Here is a 22,251-nt window from a genome sequence, read left to right as displayed (position 1 = left end):
CGGCGGACACGATGGTTCGAATCTAGCGGTGACGCGCGGGGCGGGGTCAGCAGGCGGTGAGGCGAGCGACGTCCGCGGAGAGCGTGCCGGTGCCGCCGAGGAGCGTGATCTGGTCGAGGTCCTGATCCTGCAGGCTCCTGCGCGTCGCGGTGTACACGCAGTCGGGCTGGCTCAGGTAGAGCGGTGCGCCGATCGACGCGGCGGCCGGGCCGACCGCGAGAGCGTCGGCGAAGCCGATGGCGGAGGCGAGGAACGCCGTGTCGACAAGCGGGGACGGTGCGTAGGCGGCGTTCAGCTTGCGGCTGGTGTCGTGCCGGTCGATCCCCGCGAGGCGGTTCACGCCGCCCGTGAGTCCGGAGCCGCGGAGGTCGGCCTCGACACCGGTCGAGATCCGGTCCGTGCCGCCGAGCAGCAGGCCGTCGGCCGCGTCGAGACGAGCGAGGGCCTCCCGGGTCGGCGCGTCGAGTGCGGGCTTCGCGCCGTCGACGAGCAGCACCGGCTGGTCGAGGCGGCCGGCGATCGGCGCGACCGAGAGCGCGTCGGGGAAGGCGCCTCCCGTCGGCAGGAACACGGTGTCGTAGGAGCCCGCGGGGAAGGCGTCGGCGACGATCTTCCGCGAGGTCTCGTACCGGTCCGAGCCCGAGATCCGCTCGGTGGGCGAGCCGAGCGCGGCGATCTGCTCGTAGACCGCGTCGCTCACGGAGAGCGAGCTGCCGACGACGACGATCCGCTGCGGAGAGAGCCGCTGGATCTCGGCCGAGACGACCGGGAACAGCTGGTCCGGGTCGGTGAGGAGCAGGGCGCCGTCCTGCACGGAGGCCGCCGGCCCGGCGCTGAGCGCGTCCGGCCAGTTCGCGCCGCTCGCGATGTAGAGGACGGGGATGTCGTCGCCGAAGTACTTCCTGGTCACCGCGACGGCGGTCCCGTAGCGGTCGGTGCCCTCGATCCGGGTGCCGGTGTTCGACGCGTAGGCGGTCGGCGTGAAGTCGACGCCGGTGCGGCCCGCGGCGGGGACGGTGGTGATCGCGCGCTCGTCGAGGCGCGGGAGCTCCCGGTAGTACTCGTCGTCGTAGACCGGGTAGCCGGGCTCCGCGAGGCGGAAGATCCACTCGCCGGCGGGCAGCGCGTTCGGCGCGGTGGTCCAGGCGTCGGGTCGGCCCGGGTTGCCGGAGGTGGCGACCTCGGTGAACGGGTAGTACGCGTTGTCCTCGCGCTCGTACCAGTACGGCTGCACGACGAAGGACGTCGCGGAGACGCCGGCGACGGCGGCCGCGGTGACGGAGCCGGAGACCGTGGTCGCCCGGGGGAGGCTGATCGCGACGTCGGTCCGCGACTCGCCGATGCCGTCCGCCTCGACGGCGATCGGGGTGTCGCCGAACCAGGTCGGGTACCAGCTGTCGTCGCCGTCGACCGAGGCGAGGAGGTAGTAGGCCTCGCCGCCGGGGAGGGTGAGCGAGAAGGCGGCCTCGGTGGCGATCGTGCGGATCTCGGTGCCCGCGCCGTTCTCGACGCGGAGGCGGTAGGCGGCTCCGGCCGGGGCGGGGTGCGCCTCGTCGATGTCCTTCAGCGCGATGGTGCCGGAGAGGACGATCTCGGCGGCCGGGTCGGCGGCGACGTCCTCGCGCTGGGTCTTCGCGTTCGACAGCGCGCGCTCGACGACCGCGTCCGCGGTCTGCGTGACGGTGCCGAGCGGGGCGTCCTCCTGCGCCTGCGCCGGACCGGCGGCGAGGCCGGTGAGCAGCACGGCGGAGACTCCGAGTGCGGTGAGCGGGGCGAGGGGCCGAGTGCGGCGAGGAGTCACGGCAGATCTTTCGAGAGGATCCGCGGCGGACCGCGGGCGGACACGTGCCTGAATGCTAGCTGCCAGGGTGCCTCGAGAACTCTCGCGGCGCCGCCCCGCAGACCCCCATCCGGGGGCCCGTCGCGGATCGGCGGCCCCGTGGCGGTGAGCGACCCCGCCGTCGCGGTGGGCCGCCTCTTTGCTGATCGAGGTAGCTCGCGCAGCGGGCGTATCGAGAGCCACCACCGTCAGAAGCCGGGTCTGCAGACCCGCCCTGCTGAGGACGGTGGGTCTCGATACGCCCCTGCGGGGCTACTCGACCAGCATGTCTGGGGGGTCTCTTCTGAGGAGATCCATGCGCGCTCACGCCGGGGAGCGGACGCCCGTCAGCTGCTCCGAGACGTCCCAGAGGCGGCGGGCGTCGTCGGCGCTGCGCAGCGGCGCCCAGGGCTCGCGGCGGGCGGCGGGTCCGCCGATCAGGCGGGTCGGGCCGTAGAAGCCGCCGCCGTCGGGCGCGGTCGCCGCGAGCAGGGCGGGCTGCGCCGCGCTCTCGACGGTCCCGGCGATGCCCAGCCGCGCGAGCAGCACGATCAGGCCGCGGCCCCGCACCTGCTGCGCGCGACCGAGGCCGGGCTGCGCCGCCAGGAGGTTCGTCGGCGAGATCCCGGGGTGCGCGAGGGTGCTCGTCGGCCCCCGGCCGGCCGCGGCACTCCGCCTGTCGAGCTCGAGGGCGAAGAGGCCGACCGCGATCTTCGACTGGACGTAGGCCCGCATCGCGTCGTCGTCGCGGGCGCCGTCGAGGTCGTCCCAGGCGATCGATCCGCTGCGCGCCGCGATGCTCGTCTGGTGCACGACGCGGGCGTGCGCGAGCAGCGGCAGAAGGCCGAGCGTCAGCGCGAAGTGCCCGAGGTGGTTCGTGCCGAACTGCAGCTCGAAGCCGTCCTCGGTGAGCTGCCGCTGGGGCGGCTGCATCACTCCGGCGTTGTTCACGAGCAGGTCGATCGGCCGGCCCTCGGCCAGCAGACCCTCGGCGAGCGCGGAGACCGAGCGGAGGGAGGAGAGGTCGAGCGGGTGCGTGCTCACCGCGGCGCCGGGGATCGCCCGGCGGATCCCCTCCGCGGCGGCCTCGCCCTTGGCGGCCGAGCGCACGGGCAGGACCAGCTCGGCGCCGGCCGCGGCGAGCCGGGTGGCGATCACGCGGCCGATGCCGTCGCTCGCGCCGGTGACGACGGCGAGCCGTCCGGACAGATCGGGGATCGGGATGCTGCGGGTCATGGGGGCTCCTCGGTGCCGGTGGGCGGTCGCTGGTGGGTGTGATCCCATGCTCGGCCGATCCGGCGAGCGGAGGCAGGGCCCGCCGATCCACCGATGCGCGGTCCACGGCTGCGACGCACGGCTGCGGTCCCACGCCCGCCGCCACCGGCCCGCCGCCCGCCGCCACCGGCCCGCCGCCCGCCGCCACCGGCCCGCCGCCCGCCGCTCAGACCGGCGCGCCCACCACCGCGAGCAGCTCCAGCTTCCCCGCGCTCTCGCTCCCCGGTACCGCCGTGTAGACGAGGAGCCGGTGCGACTGCTCCGGATCCAGCAGCGTCTGGCACTCCAGCTCGAGCAGCCCGACCGACGGATGCAGGAAGCGCTTGGTCGCCGGCGGTCGCAGCCCGACCTGGTGCTCGGCCCACAGTGCCCGGAACTCCTCGCTCCGCTCCGCGACGACGTCGACGAGCTCGGCCGCCCTCGAGCCGGGCCCGCGCAGGGTCGCGACCTCGCGCAGCCCCGCGACGAACACGCGCGAGAGCTGCGCCCGGTCCTCCTCCGGATACGCCTCGCGTGCCGCGGGGTCGGTGAACCAGCGGTAGCCGAGGCTGCGCTCGAGCCCGGTGCGGAGCGACGCGTCGCCCAGCAGTGCTGCGCCGAGCGGGGTCTGCCGGAGCGTCTCGCCGAGCTCGGTGATGATCTCGGCGGGGGTGTCCTGCAGCCGGTCCAGGATGCGCAGCAGACCCGGCCCGATGTGCTCGCCGGCACTGCCCCGCGCCGGCGGGCGGTGGCCGGCGAGCCGGAACACGTGGTCGCGCTCGCCGAGCGAGAGGTGCAGTCCCTGCGCGATCGCGGCGATCATCTGCTCCGACGGCTGCGGACCGGTGCCGCGCTCGAGCCGGGCGTAGTAGTCGGTCGACATGTGGCAGAGGGCGGCGGCCTCCTCCCGCCGCAGGCCCGCGGTGCGGCGGCGCGGGCCGCGGGTGAGGCCCACGTCCTCGGGCTGCAGCGCCTCGCGGCGGAGTCGGAGGAACGTCGCCAGGCCGTCGCGATCGATCACGGAAGCGCCTCTCGTCGGGACTCCCGTTCTACCGCGGTGCCGCCTCCGCTGCCACGGATCGTCGATCCACCCCTCCGGAGCGTCCCGACCCCCGTCGCTGCGATCCTGCGCGCGAGACCGCGATAGTGAGCGATTCCGTGCGTCTCCTGGCGGAAATCGCAGGATCCGCGCGTGCGAGACTGGCTGCGAGCGTGCTCCACCCGCCCCGCGGGGACGGAGCCACTGGACCCGGTCCGCTCATCCGCATCCTTTCGCAGGAGGACTCGAATGACCGATACCGCCGTGCTCGCCACCGCCCCGACCCGCACCCCCGTCGCCAAGGCGATCCTGATGTGCCGCCCCGAGCACTTCACCGTCGTCTACCGGATCAACCCGTGGATGGACCCGCAGGTCCCCACCGACACCGCCCTCGCCGTGCGCCAGTGGCAGACGCTGTACGACACCTACGTCGAGCTCGGCTTCGATGTGCAGCTGATCGAGCCCGAGGCCGGCCTGCCCGACATGGTCTACGCCGCGAACGGCGGGTTCGTGATCGACGGCATCGCCTACGGCGCCTCCTTCACCTACCCCGAGCGCCAGCCCGAGGGTCCTGCCTACATGGACTGGTTCCGCGGCGCCGGCTTCGACGTGCGCGTGCCCGAGGAGGTCAACGAGGGCGAGGGCGACTTCCTCCTCGTCGGCGAGCGGATCCTCGCCGGCACCGGCTTCCGCTCCGCCTCCGACTCGCACGCCGAGGTCGCCCGGATCTTCGGCCGCGAGGTCGTCACCCTCGAGCTGGTGAACCCGTCGTTCTACCACCTCGACACCGCGATCGCCGTGCTCGACGACACGAACATCGCCTACCTGCCGAGCGCGTTCAGCGAGGAGGGCAACCGCGTCCTGCGCGAGCTCTACCCCGACGCGATCCTCGTCTCGGAGGAGGACGCGTCCGTGCTCGGGCTCAACTCCTTCTCCGACGGCCTCAACGTCGTCATCGCCTCGCGCGCGGCCGGCTTCGAGCGCCAGCTGCGCGAGCGCGGCTACAACCCGATCGGCGTCGACCTGTCCGAGCTGCTGCTCGGCGGCGGCGGCGTGAAGTGCTGCACCCTCGAGCTGCGGCGCTGAGCCGCTCCCCTTCTCCCTCACCCACTCCGCAGAAGTCGTCGTACTCGGCACTCGAGTACGACAACTTCTGAGGAGTCGATCGTCCTCAGGAGGCACGACATGAGCATCACCGAGACCGACCGTTCCGCCGAGCTGATCGCCGCGGAGGAGGCGCACGCCGCGCACAACTACCACCCGCTGCCCGTCGTCGCCGCGACCGGCGAGGGCGCGTGGATCACCGACGTGGAGGGGCGCCGCTACCTCGACTGCCTCGCCGCGTACTCCGCCGTCAACTTCGGCCACTCGCACCCGGTGCTGCTGGACGCCGCGCGCGCGCAGCTCTCCCGGGTCACCCTCACGAGCCGCGCCTTCCACAACGACAAGCTCGGCCCGTTCGTGACGGCGCTCGCCGCGCTCGCCGGCAAGGACATGGTCCTCCCGATGAACACGGGCGCGGAGGCCGTCGAGTCCGGCATCAAGGTCGCCCGCGCCTGGGGCTACCGGGTGAAGGGCGTCGCGCCCGGCCGCGCGAACATCATCGTCGCGGCCGGCAACTTCCACGGCCGCACCACGACGATCATCTCGTTCAGCGACGACGCGGAGGCGCGCGACGGCTTCGCCCCGTTCACGCCCGGCTTCCGGACGGTGCCGTTCGGCGACGCGGCGGCCCTCGAGGCCGCGATCGACGAGGACACCGTCGCCGTGCTGATCGAGCCGATCCAGGGCGAGGCGGGCATCGTCGTCCCGCCGGCCGACTACCTCCCCGCCGTCCGCGAGATCACCGCGCGGCACAACGTCCTCTTCATCGCCGACGAGATCCAGTCCGGCCTCGGCCGCACCGGCGCGACCTTCGCCTGCGACCTCGTCGACGTCGTCCCGGACGTCTACCTGCTGGGCAAGGCGCTCGGCGGCGGCATCGTGCCGGTGTCGGCCGTCGTCGCGAACGCCGACGTGCTCGGCGTGCTCCAGCCCGGCCAGCACGGCTCGACCTTCGGCGGCAACCCGCTCGCCGCCGCCGTCGGCCTCGCGGTCGTCGAGCTGCTCGCCACCGGGGAGTACCAGGCGCTGGCCCGCGAGCGCGGCGCCCAGCTGCACGCCCGCCTCACCGCGCTGATCGGGCGCGGCGTGGTCGCCGTCCGCGGCGCCGGACTCTGGGCCGGCATCGACATCGACCCCGCCCTCGCCTCCGGCCGCGCCGTCTGCGAGGCCCTGATGGCTCGCGGCGTCCTCGCCAAGGACACCCACGGCTCGACGATCCGCCTCGCCCCGCCCCTCGTCGTCACCGCCGCCGAGATCGACTCCGCCGTCGACGAGCTGGAGGCCGTGCTCGACTCCCTGCGCTGACGCGCCCCCCCCGTCTCCCCCTCCGCGAGATGCCACTTGTGCACGCCTTCCACGGCGTGTCGCGCGCACAAGTGGCATCTCGCGGAGGCGGCCAGCCCCTTCGACCGGCGACGGCGAGGGGGTTTCGTCGTGCGCGGGTGCGGGGCGGAATCGGCGCCGTGCGGGCAACTCGCGGCGGATGCTGTCATGCTGGACGCGGCCGCCGCGGTCTCTGCAGCGATCCGCACACTCCGGATCCACCTCCTCACCGCGACCCGCGCCCCCACCCGCACCGCTCCCGGTGCCGCACGATGCGGCGCGGAGCACGACCCGGGTGACCGCGGACGAGGCCGTGCAGAGCACCGGAACCACCCGGCGGCTGCGACCACACAGACCACCTGCGCCGAGGCGCTCCGCACGAAGCGGGGGCCGCGCGCACCAGCACGACGCCACGTCCCCCACCGGAAAGCACCCATGCGAAACGCCAGAACCGCCAAGCCCGCGCGCCACCACCTCGAGCTCCCCGCCCCCAAGCCGCTGGAGAAGGGCGGCATGCGCATCACCCCGCTCGGCGGCCTGGGCGAGATCGGTCGCAACATGACCGTCTTCGAGCACAAGGGGAAGCTGCTCATCGTCGACTGCGGCGTGCTCTTCCCCGAGGAGAACCAGCCCGGCATCGACGTGATCCTGCCCGACTTCGCCGCGATCCGCTCGCGCCTGAAGGACATCGAGGCGATCGTGCTCACCCACGGCCACGAGGACCACATCGGCGGCGTGCCGTACCTCCTCAAGGAGCGCGGCGACATCCCGATCATCGCGTCGACCTTCACCCTCGCGCTGATCACCGCGAAGCTCACCGAGCACCGCATCACCCCGCGCACCCGCCCGGTGAAGGAGGGCGACCGGATCGACGCCGGCGTCTTCGACCTCGAGTTCCTCGCGGTCAACCACTCCATCCCCGACGGCCTCGCGGTCGCCATCCGCACCGAGGCCGGCCTCGTGCTGCACACGGGCGACTTCAAGATGGACCAGTTCCCGCTCGACGGGCGCACCACCGACCTCCCCGGCTTCGCGCGCCTCGGCGACGAGGGCGTCGACCTCTTCCTGGTCGACTCCACCAACGCCGACGTCCCCGGCTTCGCGATCTCCGAGGGCGACCTCGCCCCCGCGATCGACCAGGTCTTCCGCACCGCCCCGCGCCGCATCGTCGTCTCGAGCTTCGCCAGCCACGTGCACCGCATCCAGCAGGTTCTCGACGCCGCGCAGAAGCACGGCCGCAAGGTCGCCTTCGTCGGCCGCTCGATGGTCCGCAACATGGGCATCGCCGCCGAGCTCGGCTACCTCAAGATCCCGGCCGGCCTCGTCGTCGACATGAAGGTGCTCGAGAAGCTGCCCGCGACCCAGATCGTGATGATCTGCACCGGCTCGCAGGGCGAGCCGATGGCGGCGCTCTCGCGCATGGCCAACAAGGACCACATCATCGACATCGGCCCCGGCGACACCGTGCTGCTCGCCAGCTCGCTGATCCCCGGCAACGAGAACGCGATCTACCGGATCATCAACGCCTTCACCCGCTGGGGCGCGACGGTCGTGCACAAGGGCAACGCCAAGGTGCACGTCTCGGGCCACGCCAGCGCCGGCGAGCTCGCCTACTGCTACAACATCCTCCGCCCGACCGCGGTCCTGCCCGTGCACGGCGAGTGGCGCCACCTCACGGCGAACGCCGCGATCGCGACGCGCACCGGCATCGACGAGAAGAACGTCTTCGTCGTCGAGGACGGCGTCTCGATCGACCTCGTCAAGGGGCGCTCGCGGATGAGCGGCCGCATCCCGGCCGACCTCGTCTTCGTCGACGGCACCACGATCGGCGTCGCGACCGAGGACGCGATGATCGACCGCCGCGTCCTCGCCGAGGAGGGCACCATCACGGTGCTCGCCATCGTCGACCTGGACCGCGGCACGCTGGGTGAGCCGGTCGAGTTCTTCACCCGCGGCTTCGTCGAGGAGCCGAGCTGGAAGGAGAACGCCAGCAAGGCGATCGACGACGCGGTGCTCCAGGCCGCCGGCCAGCCGACCGACCGCGACGCGATCGAGAAGCTGATCACCCGCACCCTCGGCCGCTGGCTGACCCGCCGTCACCGCCGCAACCCGGTCATCACGACGATCGTCGTCGAGGAGTAAGCCTCCGCCCCCGTGCACAACTCAGGCTGGATGGCCGCGATCGCCTCGTTCTCGGGCCGATCCGGCCATCCAGCCTTCTTCGTGCACACGTCGCGGCGGTGACCCGCTTCCGTCGGGCCGCCCGCCCGCGAACTGCCCGTTAGGGAACCGTATGGATCCGGGCGTTCTCGGCTCCGGAGCCGCCTCCGCCGAGTAGACACGTCCAGTGACCTCCTCTCTCGTCCGCGGCGACGCCGACGCCCTCGAACCCTCGCCCCTCTCCTCAGCGACCTCTTCAGGGCGCCGCGGCGGAGTGAAGGCGTGGCTGCTCGAGGGGCTGCGGAGCGACTCCGGCGCGCACCCCGGGCCGCACTCCACCACCGAGAAGACGCACTCCTGGTGGCGCGTGATGTGCCTGACCGGCGTCGACTACTTCTCCACGCTCGGCTACCAGCCCGCGATCGCCGCGCTCGCGGCCGGCCTGGTCTCGCCGCTGGCGACCATCGTCCTGGTGCTGCTCACCCTGTTCGGCGCGCTGCCGGTCTACCGCCGCGTCGCCCGCGAGAGCTTCCGCGGCGAGGGCTCGATCGCGATGCTGGAGCGGCTGCTGCCCTGGTGGGGCGGCAAGCTCTTCGTGCTGGTGCTGCTCGGCTTCGCGGCGACGGACTTCATGATCACGATCACCCTGTCGGCGGCCGACGCCACCGCGCACGCGGTCGAGAACCCGTTCGCGCCGGCCTGGTTCCACGGCGCGGAGGTGCCGCTGACGCTGGGGCTGGTCGCGCTGCTCGGGATCGTCTTCCTCCGCGGCTTCAAGGAGGCGATCTCGATCGCGGTCGTGCTGGTCGCGGTGTTCCTCGCGCTGAACGCGGTCGTCATCGTCGTCGCGATCGCGCACGTCGCCGAGAACCCGGTGGTGATCGGGAACTGGTGGTCGGCGCTGACGACGCAGCACGGGAATCCGCTGATCATGGTCGGCATCGCGCTGATCGTGTTCCCGAAGCTGGCGCTCGGGCTGTCCGGCTTCGAGACCGGCGTGGCCGTGATGCCGCAGATCCGCGGCGACGCGAGCGACACCGACGCGGCCCCGGTCGGCCGGATCCGCGGGGCGAAGCGGCTGCTGATCACCGCCGCGGTGACGATGTCGGCGTTCCTGATCACCTCGAGCTTCGTGACGACGCTGCTGATCCCGCAGGCCGAGTTCCAGCCGGGCGGGCAGGCCAACGGCCGCGCCCTCGCCTACCTCGCGCACGAGTACCTCGGCGACGCGTTCGGCACCGCCTACGACGTCAGCACGATCTGCATCCTCTGGTTCGCCGGCGCCTCGGCGATGGCCGGGCTGCTCAACATCGTGCCGCGCTACCTCCCGCGCTACGGGATGGCGCCGCAGTGGGCCGCGGCGGTGCGCCCGCTGGTGCTGGTCTTCACGGCCGTCGCGTTCCTGATCACGATCCTCTTCCGGGCCGACGTCGACGCCCAGGGCGGCGCCTACGCGACCGGCGTGCTGGTGCTGATCACCTCCGCCTCCGTCGCCGTGTTCCTCTCGGCCAAGCGCAAGAAGCAGCGCAAGCGCGCTGTCGGCTTCGCGGTGATCGCGCTCGTCTTCGTCTACACGACGGTCGTGAACGTGGTCGAGCGGCCGGACGGCGTGCGGATCGCGAGCCTGTTCATCCTCGGGATCCTCGTGGTGTCGCTGATCTCGCGGGTGCAGCGCTCGTTCCAGCTGCGGGCGACCTCGGTGACCTTCGACGCGCAGGCGCTCGACTTCCTCAGCACCGACGCCGACGACTACGGCGTGATCCGCGTCCTCGCGAACGAGCCCGACGACGGCTCCGAGCGCGAGTACCGCGACAAGCTGGCCGAGGAGCAGCGCGACAGCAACCTGCCGATGCGCGGCCCGGTCCTCTTCCTCGAGGTGCACACCACCGACTCGTCCGACTTCGAGGAGGACCTCGTGGTTCAGGGGCGCGTCTGCCACGGCTTCCGCGTGCTCACGGTGACCAGCGGCAACATCCCGAACACCATCGCGACGGTGCTGCTCGAGATCCGCGCCCTGACCGGCGTCGTCCCGGACGTCTACTTCGAATGGACCGAGGGCGGCCCGCTCTCCAACATGTTCCGCTTCCTGATCACCGGCACCGGCGAGGTCGCCCCCGTCACCCGCGAGGTCCTCCGCCGCGCCGAGCCCCGCCGCGAGCGCCGCCCGGGCGTCCACGTCGGCTGACCCGCGCCCGTCTCTCCCCGCCGCGAGATGCCAGTTGTGCACGCGACACGCCGTGAGAAGCGTGCACAAGTGGCATCTCGCGGGAGGGGCGGGTCAGTCGCGGACCGTGGAGAGGGGCTCGGTGATGCTCTCGAGGCTGCGGCGCTCGGCGTCGACGCCGAAGATCAGGGCGACGACGCCGCCGACGATCATCACCGCTGCGCCGACGAAGTAGCCGACGGTGAGCGGGCCGCGGTCGCTGCCGTCGCCGATCAGCACGCCGTAGAGGGTGGGCGCGATGGCGCCGGCGATCTGGCCGAGGGTGAAGAAGTACGAGATCGCCTGGCTGCGCAGCTCCAGCGGGAAGATCTCGCTGACCGTGAGGTAGGCGCTCGAGGCGCCGGCGGAGGCGAAGAAGAACGAGACGCACCAGAGGATCGTCTGGGTCGTCGCGGTCAGCACGTCCATGCTGAACAGCAGCGCCGAGAGCGCGAGCACCGCCCCGGAGACGCCGTAGGTGAGGAAGATCATCTTCCGCCGGCCCCAGACGTCGAAGAGGTGGCCGAGCACCAGCGGACCGACGAGGTTGCCGATCGCGAACGGGAAGAAGAAGTACGAGACGGCGTTCTGCTCCACCCCGTAGAAGTTCTCCAGCACGAGCGCGTAGGTGAAGAAGATCGCGTTGTAGAGGAACGACTGGGTGATCATCATGGTCGCGCCGACCAGGGTCCGCTTCGGGTACTGCTTGATCAGCACCCGCGCGATGGTGCGGAACGGGATGCTCTCGGTCGCCTTCACGGTGATCGCCTGCGAGTCGTCGACCGGCTCGAGCTTTCCGCCCTCCGACTCGACGCGGCGCTCGATCTCGTCGACGGTGCGCTCCGCCTCCTCCTCGCGGCCGTGGGTCATCAGCCAGCGCGGACTCTCGGGGATGTGCCGGCGGAGGTAGATGATCGCGAGTCCGAGGATCGGCCCGAGGAAGAAGCCGAGGCGCCAGCCGACGTTCTCGGCGAAGAGCTGGTCGTTGAGGAAGAAGAGGTTCGCCGCGGAGCCGAGCGCCGCGCCGCCCCAGTAGGTGCCGTTGATCGCGATGTCGACGCGGCCGCGGTACTTCGACGGGATCAGCTCGTCGATGGCGGAGTTGATCGCCGCGTACTCGCCGCCGATGCCCATCCCCGCGAAGAAGCGGAAGACGGCGAGGAAGAGGTAGTTCGGCGCGAGGCCCGCGAGGCCGCTCGCGACCAGGTAGATCACCAGCGTCAGGATGAAGAGCTTGCGCCGGCCGAGCCGGTCGCTCAGCCGCCCGAAGATCAGCGCGCCGACGATCTGGCCGACCAGGTAGACCGTGCCGAGCACGCCGACCTGCGCGGCCGAGAGGTCGAACTCCTTCGCGAAGCCGGCGCTCGCGACGATCTGGATCTCGAGGCCGTCCAGCACCCAGGAGAAGCCGAGGCCGACGACGATCGACCAGTGGAACCGCGTCCACGGCAGCCGGTCGATGCGGGCGGGGACGAGGCTCCGGACGGGGCCGCGCTCTTCGGTGTCGGTGGACATGGCTCGCGCCTTCCTGTCGCCCCGGCTGCGCTGCTGATGCGCGCGGTCCCGGACGCGGCGAGACGACGATAGACCCGAGCATCGCCGGGCTATGCACCCCTTGCCACGGCGCGCCTGCCGGGTGTATCCCCGGGGTGCATGCCTGCCTCCCCTCCGCGAGATGCCACTTGTGCACGCCTTTCACGGCGTGTCGCGTGCACAAGTGGCATCTCGCGGAGGGGGACGGGCGGGGCGCCGAGGGGGTGGGTAGCGTGGGGGGATGATCGATGCGACACCCGCCGGAACGCCCGCCTACGTCCTGAGCGAGGGGCCCGTCTGGGACGGGGAGACCGGCCGGCTGACCTGGGTGGACATCGAGGCGGGCGCGGTGCTGTCGGCGCCGCTCACCGCGGACGGGCTCGGGGCGATCACCCGCACGGACGTCGGCGAGCAGGTCGGCTGCGCGCTGCCCCTCGGCGACGGCCGGGTGCTCGTCGCACTCACCCGCCGCCTGGCGATCCTGGAGGTCGACGGCTCGCTGACCCGCGGCTCCGAGCTGCTGCCCGAGGGGCACCGCTTCAACGACGGCTCCATCGACCCGCAGGGCCGGCTGGTCGTCGGCTCGCTGACGCTGGGCGAGTCGGTCGGCGACGACGTGCTGCTGCGACTCGAGCACGACGGAGCGGTCACCGTCCTCGACCACGACCTGCGGCTCTCGAACGGTCTCGGCTGGTCGCCCGACGGCTCGGTGATGTACTCGGTCGACACCGAGTCCGGCGTCGTCTACCGGCGGCCGTACCTCGACGGGGTGAACGGCCCGCGCGAGACCTTCCTCGAGCCGGAGGAGGGCGTCTTCCTCGACGGCATGACCGTCGACTCCGAGGGCCGGCTGTGGTGCTCGGTCTGGGGCGGGAGCGGCGTGCGCGTCTACGACTCCGAGGGTCGCCGTCTGGAGGGCGAGGGCATCGCGATCGACGCGCCGCACTCCTCCAGCATCGCCTTCGCGGGGGAGGCGCTCGACGTCGCCGTCGTGTCGTCGGCCTCGCGAGACCTGTCGGCGGACGAGCGGGCGCGGTACCCGCTCGCGGGCGGGCTGTGGCTCGCGCGGCCGGGCGCGACCGGGCTGCCGGCGCCGCGCTGGGTCGAGGCCCCGCTGCCCTGACGGGGCCTGGGGTCGCTTCGGGGCGGGGCGGGGCGGCGACGGATCGGGGCCGGACCTTCGGACCCGTGGTCAGTCGGCGTCGACCGGCGCGGCCGGCTCCGACGCGGGCTGCGGCGTCAGGGTGACCCGCGAGATCCGGTAGCGGTCGGTCTCGGCGACCCGGAGCACGTGGTCGCCGACGACGAGGGTGTCGCCCACGACGGCGACTCGGCCGATGCGGTCGAGCACGTAGCCGCCGACCGTCTCGTAGGGCCCCTCGGGCAGTTCGATGCCGAGCAGCTCCTCCAGGTCCTCGAGGATCATGCCGCCGTCGAGGTCCTGCAGCTGCTCGGCGGCCTTCGCGTCGACGTCCTGGCGCGCGCCGTCGTACTCGTCGTAGATCTCGCCGACGAGCTCCTCCAGCAGGTCCTCGAGGGTGATGATGCCGTCGGTCCCGCCGTACTCGTCGATGACGACCGCGATCTGGTGGCCGTCCTGCCGCATGGTGCGCAGGGCCGCGAGCACCTTCGTCGTGCCGGGGACCGCCAGGATCGGGCGGGTGATGTCGGCGACGCTGCTCGCGGTGCCGTCGCGGCCCGCCTCCGGGAACGCGGCCATCAGGTCGCGCACGTGCACGAAGCCCAGGACGTCGTCGCGGTTCTCGCCGACCACCGGGTAGCGCGAGTGCGGCCGGCCGAGCACCTCCGCGTAGCCCTCGGCGACGGGCAGATCGCCGCGGAGGAAGTCGACGTCCGGCCGCGGGCGCATCACCTCGGCGACCCGCCGGTCGTCGGCGCGGAAGACGTCGGCGAGCAGCTGTCGGCTGTCCTCGGCGATCTCGGTGTTGCTCGAGATCATGTCGCGCACCTCGTCCGCCGAGACGCTCTCGCCCTTCTCGCGCGGGTCGGCGCCGAGGAGGCGGACCACCGCATCGGTGGAGACCGACAGCAGCCAGATGATCGGGCGCATCAGGCGGGCGAGGGTGTTGAGCGGCGGGGCGAGCACCTTGGTGAAGGCGACCGACTTCTGCATGGCGAGGCGCTTGGGCACCAGCTCGCCGAGCACGAGCGAGAGGTAGGCGATGACGAGGGTCATCAGGATCAGCGCGACGGTCGAGGCTGCGCCGTTCGACAGCCCGAGCGACTCGAGCGGCGGCACGAGGTCCGGCGCGATCGTCGAGGCGCCGTACGCGGAGGAGAAGAAGCCGGCGAGCGTCACGCCGATCTGCACGGCCGAGAGGAAGGTGTTCGGGTTCCGCACCAGCTCGGCGATGCGCCGGCCGCGCTCGCTGCCCGCCTCGATCGCGCGCACCTGGCTCTCGCGGAGGCTGACGATCGCCATCTCGGTGCCCGCGAACACCCCGCCGATGAGCACGAACAGCACGACGAGGCCGATGTTGAGGAGGGTGTCCAGATCCACGGTGCTCAGAGTACGGACGTCCGCTCGGAGAACGCCTCGCGCCCTCTCAGGCGGCGGGCCGCGTCCGCACCCGCCGTCACTCCTCAGAAGTCGCGGTAGTCGCGCCCGACTACCGCAACTTCTGGAGGGTGGGTGGCGGAAGGCGGCGCGGTCAGGCGTCGGCGGGGCGGACGCCGATCGTCAGGATGAGGTTCGCGTAGATGCGGCGGTCGCCGCTGGCGATGGTGAGGGCGACGTCGTCGGTGCGGGCCTCGGCGTAGAAGGCGTGGCGCTCGACCGAGGCGAAGGGGACGCCGTCGAGGGTGGCGCGGAAGGCGTCCTGCGCGGGCACGTCGAGGCCGGGCGCGGGAGTCATCACGGTCGCCTCCTCGACGACGATCGCGGTCAGCAGCGCCTCGAGGATCTCGTCGACGGTGAGCGTGTCCGGGCGCAGGTTGAGGTGCACGAGCGCGGAGTTCTTCCCGAGCGTGGTGCCGACCGGGTAGTTGCCGTCGGCGATCAGGATCCGGGAGCCGTGGCCGGCGCGGGCGAGCGCGTGCAGGATCTCGGGGTGCAGGAGGGTCGTGGTCAGCATGGTGCTCCTCGGTGAGGGGGTGGATGTCAGTGGTGGACGTGGGCGACGGAGGCACCGGCGATCAGCCGGCCCGGAAGGGTGCGCGTCTCGAACGGCTCGGGGCTGCCGTCGAGCCGGCGCTCGATCAGCGCGGCGGCCTCGGCGGCGATGGCGTCGGTCGGCTGCTCGACGATGGTCAGCCGCGGTCGCACGACCCTCGCGAGCTCGACGGTGTCGAAGCCGACGATCGAGAGGTCGGCGGGCAGGCGCAGGCCGGAGTCGCCGAGCGCGGTCAGCGCGCCGACGGTCAGCTCGCGGTTGCTCGCGAAGACGGCGGTCGGCCGGTCGCGGCGGGCGAGGATCCGCTCCATCGAGGCGATGCCGCTCTCGACGCTCAGCGGGCCGAGCTCGACCTCGGCCGGCCCGAGGCCGCGGGAGGCGAGCTCGTCGAGGACGCCCGCGGTGCGCTCCCGGGTGGTCGACACGTCCGGATCGCCGCCGAGCACCGCGATCGCGCGGTGGCCGTGGTCGGCGAGGTGCCGGGCGGCGGAGGCGCCGGCCGCGCGGTTGTCGAGAACCACGCGATCGGTCTCGAGCTCGTCGTCGACCCAGTCCACCGTCACCACGGGAGTGCCCTGCTCGGAGGCGCTGCGAAGCGCGTCGACGTCTCCCCGGGTCGGGACGGCGACGATCCCGTCCACCATCTTCTCGAGCAGCAGCCCGACGGCGGCGCCCGGCTCGGGCAGGCTGACGCCGATCAGCACGCCGATGCCGTCGCCGCGCAGGGCCCGCTCGAGTCCGGCGATGATCGACAGGTGGAACTCGTTGTCGAGCGCCGGCAGCAGCACGCCCACCGTGCGGGAGCGCCGCGAGCGCAGGCCGCGCGCGAAGCCGTTGACGCGGAAGTCGAGCCGCTCGGCCGCCGCCTCGATCGCGGCGGCGTTCTCGGGGCGCACCGGCAGGCCGTTGTAGTGCTTCGAGATCGTCGAGAGCGACAGCCCGGTCAGCCGCTGCAGGTCCTTGTACGTCGCCATCTCAGAGCGCAGGGGAGCCGTAGCCGTCCCAGCCGGGGATCGTGCCGTCGGCGTCCCAGAGGTCGAGCCAGTCCGCGCTGCCAGGCCAGAGGAAGACCTGACCCTTGATCAGCCGGTTGTTGCGCTCGGCGCCGCGCAGCGACTCCTGCTCGGCGGCGGTGAGGGCGAGCGACGCGGCGGCGAGATTGGCCTCGATCTGCTCGGGCTTCACCGCGAACGGGATCGGGATCTGGCCGCGGTTGACGGCCCAGGCGAGGCAGACGAAGACCGGGTGCACGCCGCGCTCGCGGGCGATGGCCTGCACGGCGGGGTGCTCGATGTCGACGAGGTCGCCGTCGACGCGGTCGCGCTCGGGGCGGGACGGCGAGCCCAGCGGCGAGTAGCCGATCGGCTGGATGCCGTGATCGAGGCAGTAGCGGAACAGCTCCGGCTGCTGGAAGCAGGGGTGCAGCTCCATCTCGTTCAGCGCGGGCGCGATGCGGACGTCGGCGAGGATCCGCTCGAGCTTCGCGATCGTGACGTTCGAGGTACCGAGGTGCCGGACCAGACCGCGGTCGACGAGCGACTCGAGCGCCGCCCAGGTGCGCAGGAACGCGGCGTGCTCGTAGGGGCGCGCCTCCGGGTCGCGGGCGTCGGTCTCGGCGTGCGGCGGGTGGTGGTTGGGGAAGGGCCAGTGCACGAAGACGGCGTCGAGCACGTCCAGGCCGAGGTCCTCGAGCGAGCGCTCGACCGAGGCGACGGCGGCCTCGGGCTCGTGCGCGTCGTTCCAGATCTTCGACATCACGAAGAGATCGTCGCGGGGCACTCCGGAGTCGGCGATCGCCCGGCCGACGCGCGGCTCGTTGCCGTACACGGTGGCGCAGTCGAGCAGGCGGAAGCCGGCGCGGAGCGAGTGCTCGACGGCGAGGCCGACCGTCTCGGCGTCGTAGCGGTCGGAGCCGAAGGTGCCGGCGCCGATCGCGGGGATGCGGCGGCCGCTCGCGAGGATGCGGTGCGCCGGCGGGGCAGCGGTGATGCTGGCGGCGGTGTCGGCGGCGTCCATGCCACTCCTCGGGGTCGTGAGGCGAAACGATTCGCAGCCAGCCTAGGTGCATCCCCGGTCATTGCGACAGCGCCGGGAGGCGAAACGACGCGAATCGTTTCGCCTCCCGGCGTCGGCGGCCGCGCGCGCTACTTGCCGGTCACCGCGTCCTTGACGGCGCCGACCGCCTTCTCGACGATGTTCGGCTTCGGCGAGGTGCCGTAGAAGCGCTCGTCCGGCTGGGTGGGCGGCGGCATCGGCACGCCGTCGTCGGGGCTCGCCGTGCGGTAGCTGAACTCGCCCTTGCCGTCGGGCGTGGGTCCGGACGCCCAGCTGCCCTCGGCGGCCGCGGCGCCGTCCGAGAAGTTGATGTACTCGTACGACACCGAGCGCTCCTCCTTCGAGAGCGGGAAGTTCGAGGGCACCGGCAGGTCCTCCGCGCCCTCCGCGCGCAGCTCGGCGGCGGCGGCGATCCACTGGTTCTGGTGCATCGTGTCGCGGGCCAGGAGGAACGAGAGCAGGTCCCGCACGCCGTGGTCGTCGGTCATGTGGTACAGCCGCGCGACCTGCAGGCGGCCCTGCATCTCGGCGTTCGCGTTGGCGGTGAAGTCGGCCAGCAGGTTGCCGCTCGCCGTGATGTACGAGCCCTGCCACGGGTTGCCGTTGCTGTCGACGGGGCGGACGCCCGCGCCGGCGACGATCGCGGCCTGGATGTCGGTGCCGCCGATGACCGCGCCGAGAACCGGGTCCTTCTTGATGGCGTCCTCGGACTGCTCGACGGGCGCCTTCTCGAGCAGCTGGGCGATCATGATCGCGATCATCTCGACGTGGCCGAACTCCTCCGCGCCGATGCCGTAGAGCAGGTCGCGGTACTTGCCGGGCTCGTGGGCGTTCCAGGCCTGGAAGCCGTACTGCATGGCGACGGTGATCTCGCCGTACTGTCCGCCGAGCACCTCCTGGAACCGGCGGGCGAAGACGGCGTCGGGCTTGGAGGGGGAGGACGTGAACTGGAGCTCTTGACGGTGGAAGAACATGCGGTCGTACCTTTCCGGGAGCAGTCGGTGCGGACCTCGTCGCCCGCCCTTCGACGGTAGGCAGGGCCCTTCGGCGCTCAGAAGGGGCTTGACCTCTCCTGCCGCTGCTCCCGGATCGGACCTGTCGGCGCTCCCGGATCGGACCGGTCGCGCTTCCGGATCAGACCAGGCGGCGCGACTCCGCCGTCACCACGCGGAACCAGCGGGCGCCGTAGCCGTCGATGCCGACGGTGACCGTGCCGTCGTCGCCGATCGGCTGCGACTCGCCGCCGAGGGAGTCGACCAGGCGCGACCCCGGCTTCGAGTCGGGGAGCGTGATCGTCACGGTGCGCGGGCTCGAGGCGAAGCTGTGCACGGCGACGGTCGTCCCGGTCGACGCGGACATCCGGTGCGCGAAGACGCAGGACTGGTCGGCCGGGAGGTGGGTGTACTCGCCCCAGCCGATCTCGGGGGAGCGGCGATAGAGCCAGGCGAGGCCCTTGATGTGCGCGAGCAGCGATCCGGGGTCGCGGAGCTGCGCGGCGGCGTTGACGTGCTCCGGGCCGAAGCCGCCGACGGGCGGGGCCGCGATCAGGTCGCCGGGCTCGGCGCGCGAGAAGCCGCCGTTCGCGGCGGAGGTCCACTGCATCGGCGTGCGGACGCCGCTGCGGCCGGGGATGTCGGCGTTCTCGCCCATCCCGATCTCCTCGCCGTAGTAGAGGACGGGCGAGCCCGGCAGCGAGAACAGGAGGCTGTAGACCATCCGGATGCGGCGCGGGTCGCCGTCGAGCATCGGCGGGAGGCGGCGCACGATGCCGCGGCCGTGGATCCGCTGCGACTCCTCCGGCGCGAACGCGGCGAAGACCTCGTCGCGCTCGTCGTCGGTGAGCTGCGAGAGGGTCAGCTCGTCGTGGTTGCGGACGAAGTTCGCCCACTGGCTGCCGACCGAGATCGGCGGGCGGCTCGCGATCGCCTCGACGAGCGGCGTCGCGTCCTCCCGTGCGAGCGCCAGGTAGAGGCGCTGATTGCCGATGAAGTCGAACTGCATCGACAGCTCGTCGGCGTCCTCGCCGCCGAAGAAGGCGAGCTGCTCGTCGCGGGTGGTGTTCACCTCGCCGAGCAGCATCGCCTCGCCCGAGCGGCGGCTGATGAAGCGGCGCAGCAGGCGCAGCCACTCGTGCTCGTCGCGGGCGCCCGGCTCGATCAGGTAGGGCACCGCGTCGACGCGGAAGCCGTCGACCCCGAGCTGCAGCCAGAAGCCGACCAGCTTCGCGATCTCGTCGCGCACCGCCGGGTTGTCGGTGTCGAGGTCCGGCTGGTGCCGGTAGAAGTTGTGCAGGTAGTACTGCCCGGCCTCCTCGTCGAGGAACCAGACGCCGTCCTCGACGTCCGGGAAGACGTTGGCCGGCTGGTCGGCCGGCGGCTCGTCGCGCCAGACGTAGTAGTCGCGGTAGGGGCTGTCGGGGGAGGAGCGCGCCGCCTGGAACCACGGGTGCTGGTCGCTGGTGTGGTTGACGACGAGGTCGACGATGACGCGCATCCCGCGGTCGTGCGCGGTGCGGATCACCTCGACGACGTCGCCGTGGTGGCCGTAGCGCTCGTCGACGCCGTAGAAGTCGCTGATGTCGTAGCCGTTGTCCTTGCCGGGCGAGGAGTAGAACGGCGCGAGCCAGAGGCAGCCGACGCCGAGCTCGGCGAGGTAGTCGATCCGGTGCGCGAGGCCCTCGAGGTCGCCGACGCCGTCGTCGTCCCAGTCCATGAAGGTCTTGACGTCGAGGTTGTAGTAGACGGCGGCGCGCCACCACAGGTCGCTGGTGTCGGTGACCCTCATGCGGACGCCTCCGTGGTGGCGCGAACGGGTGCGGGGGCGGTGCCGCAGGTAGGGGCGGTGTGGGCGGCGGGGGCGAGGGGGGTCATGGCGCTCCGGGGTCGGGTCGGGGAGGGTCGCCCTCGACGCTAGGTGCGCGATGGATCTGCGTCTGCTCGTTGATTTCTCAGGAAGCGGGTGGCGGTCCAGTGCTGAGGTGGGATCCGCTCGCGACGCCGGCGATGTCCGCGGTGAGCAGCGCCACCTGCTCGGCGGCCTCCTCGTGCGTCATCGGGCGGCCCGGGACGCCGGGCCGCGTCTGCCACGGCAGCGGACCGTCGGCGCGGCGGTACTCGACCCCGAAGGCGTCGAGCCGGGCGAGGTGGTGCGCCAGACGGGCGTCGAAGTCCTCCGTGTCGCGGTGCCCGCCCGACCAGAGCGCCTCCGCCAGCGCGCAGAGCCGCGGGAAGGCGAGGTAGTCGAGAGTGCGCGGGGAGTCGGCGTGCTCGGTCCAGAGGTTCGCCTGACCGCCGAGGACGTGCCGGGCCTGCTCACCGGTCAGCTCCGGCGGGACCGGATCGAAGGCGAGGACGTCGGCGACCGTCGTGACGGTGGACACCGGGATCGGCTCCGACGCCGCCTCGGACTGCCGGTGGTCGAGGTAGGCGGTGTCCTCGGGGCAGGCGATCACGTCGTGGCCGGCCCGGGCCGCCGCCACCGCCCCCACCCGTCCCCGCCAGGACAGCACCGTCGCGCCGGATGCGAGGCCGCCCTCGAGGATCTCGTCCCAGCCGAGCAGGCAGCGCCCGCGCCGGGTGAGGTGCGCGCCGATGCGCCCGACGAACCAGCTCTGCAGCGCGTTCTCGTCCGGGACGCCCAGCTCGCGCATCCGCTCCTGCGTGCGGGCGTCGGCCGCCCACTGGTCCTTCGGGCACTCGTCGCCGCCGATGTGGACGTACGCGGAGGGGAACAGCTCGATCACCTCGTCGAGGACGTGCTCGAGGAACTCGATCGTGCTCTCCTCGACGTTGAAGACGTTCGTGCTGACGCCCCACTCCGTCCAGGTCTCGAGCGGCAGGCCCCGCACCCCCAGCTCCGGGTAGGCGGCCAGGGCGGCCTGCGCGTGGCCGGGCAGCTCGATCTCGGGGACGACGGTGACGCCCCGCGCCGCGGCGTAGGCGACGATCTCGCGGATGTCGTCCCGACGGTAGTACCCGCCGTGCGGCCGGTCGTCCTGCCCCGCGGTCGGGCCTGCGCCCACCTGCGACCGCCGCCGCCAGGCGCCCGCCTCGGTGAGCCGGGGGTAGCGCGGGATCTCCAGGCGCCAGCCCTGATCGTCGGTGAGGTGCAGGTGCAGCACGGTCAGGCGGTGCAGGGCGAGCAGGTCGATGACGCGGAGCACCTCGCGGACCGGCAGGAAGTGCCGGGCGACGTCGAGCAGCATCCCGCGCCATCCGAAGCGCGGCTCGTCCTCGATCGTCACGGCCGGCACCGCCCAGCCGACCCCGGGCAGGGGAGCGGACCGGTGGATCGCCGGCGGCAGCAGCTGGAGCAGCGTCTGCACGGCGTGCAGCGCGCCCGCCGGGCCGGCCGCGGTGAGGGCGACCGAGCGGGCGTCGACGCGGACGCGGTAGCCCTCGGGCGGGAGCGCCGGATCGAGCGCGAGCCGGATGCCGGCCGTCGCCTCGTCGCCACGCTCGAGCGCGAGTCCGGTCGCCCGGCCGACCGTGGCGCGGAGCAGCTGCGCGGCGCCTTCGAGGGCCTCCGGGCAGGCGATCCGGGTGCTCGCGGAGAGCACGAACTCGCCGGTCTCCGGGCGCAGCGAGCGGGGTCGGGGGAGGAGGGACGGCACGGCGGGCTCCGTTCT

The 22,251-nt window shown here is 72.5% G+C and carries 16 protein-coding genes; 5 read left to right on the top strand and 11 right to left on the bottom strand.

What is annotated here, in order from left to right; genetic code table 11:
* Nucleotides 1-46: 46 nt before the first annotated feature.
* The 3 genes from MT353_RS21925 to MT353_RS08510 form a co-directional block, all read right to left on the bottom strand.
* A complete protein-coding gene (locus MT353_RS21925) occupies nt 47-1,801 on the bottom strand; it encodes a cell wall-binding repeat-containing protein (RefSeq protein ID WP_243624144.1) in 1,755 nt (584 codons plus the stop codon).
* Nucleotides 1,802-2,143: 342 nt separating this feature from the next.
* Entirely contained in the window at nt 2,144-3,055 is a 912-nt protein-coding gene (locus MT353_RS08515) for an SDR family oxidoreductase (RefSeq protein WP_243624143.1), read from the bottom strand.
* Between the two features lie 205 nt (nt 3,056-3,260).
* Nucleotides 3,261-4,094: a helix-turn-helix transcriptional regulator gene (locus MT353_RS08510; RefSeq protein ID WP_243616159.1), complete on the bottom strand. Its 834-nt coding sequence runs from the start codon at nt 4,092-4,094 to the stop codon at nt 3,261-3,263.
* 267 nt (nt 4,095-4,361) lie between these two features.
* On the opposite strand from MT353_RS08510, the gene ddaH reads away from it, so the two are divergent.
* The 4 genes from ddaH to MT353_RS08490 all read left to right on the top strand — a co-directional run bounded on the left by ddaH (nt 4,362) and on the right by MT353_RS08490 (nt 10,884).
* The gene (ddaH, locus tag MT353_RS08505; RefSeq protein ID WP_243600675.1) at nt 4,362-5,198 is read left to right on the top strand and encodes a dimethylargininase; all 837 of its coding nucleotides are present in this window, start codon (nt 4,362-4,364) and stop codon (nt 5,196-5,198) included.
* Nucleotides 5,199-5,297: 99 nt separating this feature from the next.
* A complete protein-coding gene (gene rocD / locus MT353_RS08500; RefSeq protein WP_123732521.1) occupies nt 5,298-6,521 on the top strand; it encodes an ornithine--oxo-acid transaminase in 1,224 nt (407 codons plus the stop codon).
* A 531-nt stretch (nt 6,522-7,052) separates the two neighbouring features.
* A complete protein-coding gene (locus MT353_RS08495) occupies nt 7,053-8,681 on the top strand; it encodes a ribonuclease J (protein ID WP_207901707.1) in 1,629 nt (542 codons plus the stop codon).
* Nucleotides 8,682-9,069: 388 nt separating this feature from the next.
* Complete coding sequence (locus tag MT353_RS08490) at nt 9,070-10,884, top strand: amino acid transporter (protein ID WP_243600768.1); 1,815 nt, start codon at nt 9,070-9,072, stop codon at nt 10,882-10,884.
* Between the two features lie 93 nt (nt 10,885-10,977).
* Here MT353_RS08490 and MT353_RS08485 read toward each other — a convergent pair whose 3' ends face one another.
* On the bottom strand, nt 10,978-12,417 hold the full coding sequence (locus MT353_RS08485; RefSeq protein ID WP_243624142.1) for an MFS transporter: 1,440 nt from the start codon (nt 12,415-12,417) through the stop codon (nt 10,978-10,980).
* A 259-nt stretch (nt 12,418-12,676) separates the two neighbouring features.
* On the opposite strand from MT353_RS08485, the gene MT353_RS08480 reads away from it, so the two are divergent.
* Nucleotides 12,677-13,558, top strand: coding sequence for an SMP-30/gluconolactonase/LRE family protein (locus MT353_RS08480; RefSeq protein ID WP_123448105.1), 882 nt, complete (start codon nt 12,677-12,679; stop codon nt 13,556-13,558).
* A 69-nt stretch (nt 13,559-13,627) separates the two neighbouring features.
* On the opposite strand, the gene MT353_RS08475 is transcribed toward MT353_RS08480, so the two are convergent.
* The 7 genes from MT353_RS08475 to MT353_RS08445 all read right to left on the bottom strand — a co-directional run bounded on the left by MT353_RS08475 (nt 13,628) and on the right by MT353_RS08445 (nt 22,236).
* Nucleotides 13,628-14,956: a hemolysin family protein gene (locus MT353_RS08475; RefSeq protein WP_127887704.1), complete on the bottom strand. Its 1,329-nt coding sequence runs from the start codon at nt 14,954-14,956 to the stop codon at nt 13,628-13,630.
* 151 nt (nt 14,957-15,107) lie between these two features.
* Nucleotides 15,108-15,530 (bottom strand): RbsD/FucU family protein, encoded by a 423-nt coding sequence (locus tag MT353_RS08470; RefSeq protein ID WP_243600672.1) that lies wholly within the window; start codon nt 15,528-15,530, stop codon nt 15,108-15,110.
* A gap of 26 nt (nt 15,531-15,556) precedes the next feature.
* Nucleotides 15,557-16,543 (bottom strand): LacI family DNA-binding transcriptional regulator, encoded by a 987-nt coding sequence (locus tag MT353_RS08465; RefSeq protein WP_123448108.1) that lies wholly within the window; start codon nt 16,541-16,543, stop codon nt 15,557-15,559.
* A gap of 1 nt (nt 16,544) precedes the next feature.
* Nucleotides 16,545-17,585, bottom strand: a complete 1,041-nt coding sequence (locus tag MT353_RS08460; protein WP_243624141.1) for an aldo/keto reductase — start codon at nt 17,583-17,585, stop codon at nt 16,545-16,547.
* Nucleotides 17,586-17,713: 128 nt separating this feature from the next.
* On the bottom strand, nt 17,714-18,598 hold the full coding sequence (locus MT353_RS08455) for a manganese catalase family protein (RefSeq protein WP_123736530.1): 885 nt from the start codon (nt 18,596-18,598) through the stop codon (nt 17,714-17,716).
* Nucleotides 18,599-18,758: 160 nt separating this feature from the next.
* Complete coding sequence (locus MT353_RS08450; protein ID WP_243624140.1) at nt 18,759-20,408, bottom strand: alpha-amylase family protein; 1,650 nt, start codon at nt 20,406-20,408, stop codon at nt 18,759-18,761.
* A gap of 163 nt (nt 20,409-20,571) precedes the next feature.
* The gene (locus MT353_RS08445) at nt 20,572-22,236 is read right to left on the bottom strand and encodes a beta-N-acetylhexosaminidase (RefSeq protein ID WP_243624138.1); all 1,665 of its coding nucleotides are present in this window, start codon (nt 22,234-22,236) and stop codon (nt 20,572-20,574) included.
* Nucleotides 22,237-22,251 lie beyond the last annotated feature (15 nt).

It is taken from the genome of Rathayibacter sp. VKM Ac-2927 (genome assembly GCF_022815525.1).
Lineage (GTDB): Bacteria > Actinomycetota > Actinomycetes > Actinomycetales > Microbacteriaceae > Rathayibacter > Rathayibacter festucae.
Note: the sequence above shows the minus strand (reverse complement) of the source record. Positions and strands in the feature narration are given on the sequence as shown.

What these genes read in the sequence shown, in the direction of transcription:
- MT353_RS08490 (WP_243600768.1), top strand. Translation starts at nt 9,070, where the DNA reads ATGTGCCTGACCGGCGTCGACTACTTCTCCACGCTCGGCTACCAGCCC.
- MT353_RS08485 (WP_243624142.1), bottom strand. Translation starts at nt 12,417, where the DNA reads ATGTCCACCGACACCGAAGAGCGCGGCCCCGTCCGGAGCCTCGTCCCC.
- MT353_RS08480 (WP_123448105.1), top strand. Translation starts at nt 12,677, where the DNA reads ATGATCGATGCGACACCCGCCGGAACGCCCGCCTACGTCCTGAGCGAG.
- ddaH (WP_243600675.1), top strand. Translation starts at nt 4,362, where the DNA reads ATGACCGATACCGCCGTGCTCGCCACCGCCCCGACCCGCACCCCCGTC.
- MT353_RS08450 (WP_243624140.1), bottom strand. Translation starts at nt 20,408, where the DNA reads ATGAGGGTCACCGACACCAGCGACCTGTGGTGGCGCGCCGCCGTCTAC.
- MT353_RS08470 (WP_243600672.1), bottom strand. Translation starts at nt 15,530, where the DNA reads ATGCTGACCACGACCCTCCTGCACCCCGAGATCCTGCACGCGCTCGCC.
- rocD (WP_123732521.1), top strand. Translation starts at nt 5,298, where the DNA reads ATGAGCATCACCGAGACCGACCGTTCCGCCGAGCTGATCGCCGCGGAG.
- MT353_RS08495 (WP_207901707.1), top strand. Translation starts at nt 7,053, where the DNA reads ATGCGCATCACCCCGCTCGGCGGCCTGGGCGAGATCGGTCGCAACATG.
- MT353_RS08465 (WP_123448108.1), bottom strand. Translation starts at nt 16,543, where the DNA reads ATGGCGACGTACAAGGACCTGCAGCGGCTGACCGGGCTGTCGCTCTCG.
- MT353_RS08515 (WP_243624143.1), bottom strand. Translation starts at nt 3,055, where the DNA reads ATGACCCGCAGCATCCCGATCCCCGATCTGTCCGGACGGCTCGCCGTC.
- MT353_RS08455 (WP_123736530.1), bottom strand. Translation starts at nt 18,598, where the DNA reads ATGTTCTTCCACCGTCAAGAGCTCCAGTTCACGTCCTCCCCCTCCAAG.
- MT353_RS08460 (WP_243624141.1), bottom strand. Translation starts at nt 17,585, where the DNA reads ATGGACGCCGCCGACACCGCCGCCAGCATCACCGCTGCCCCGCCGGCG.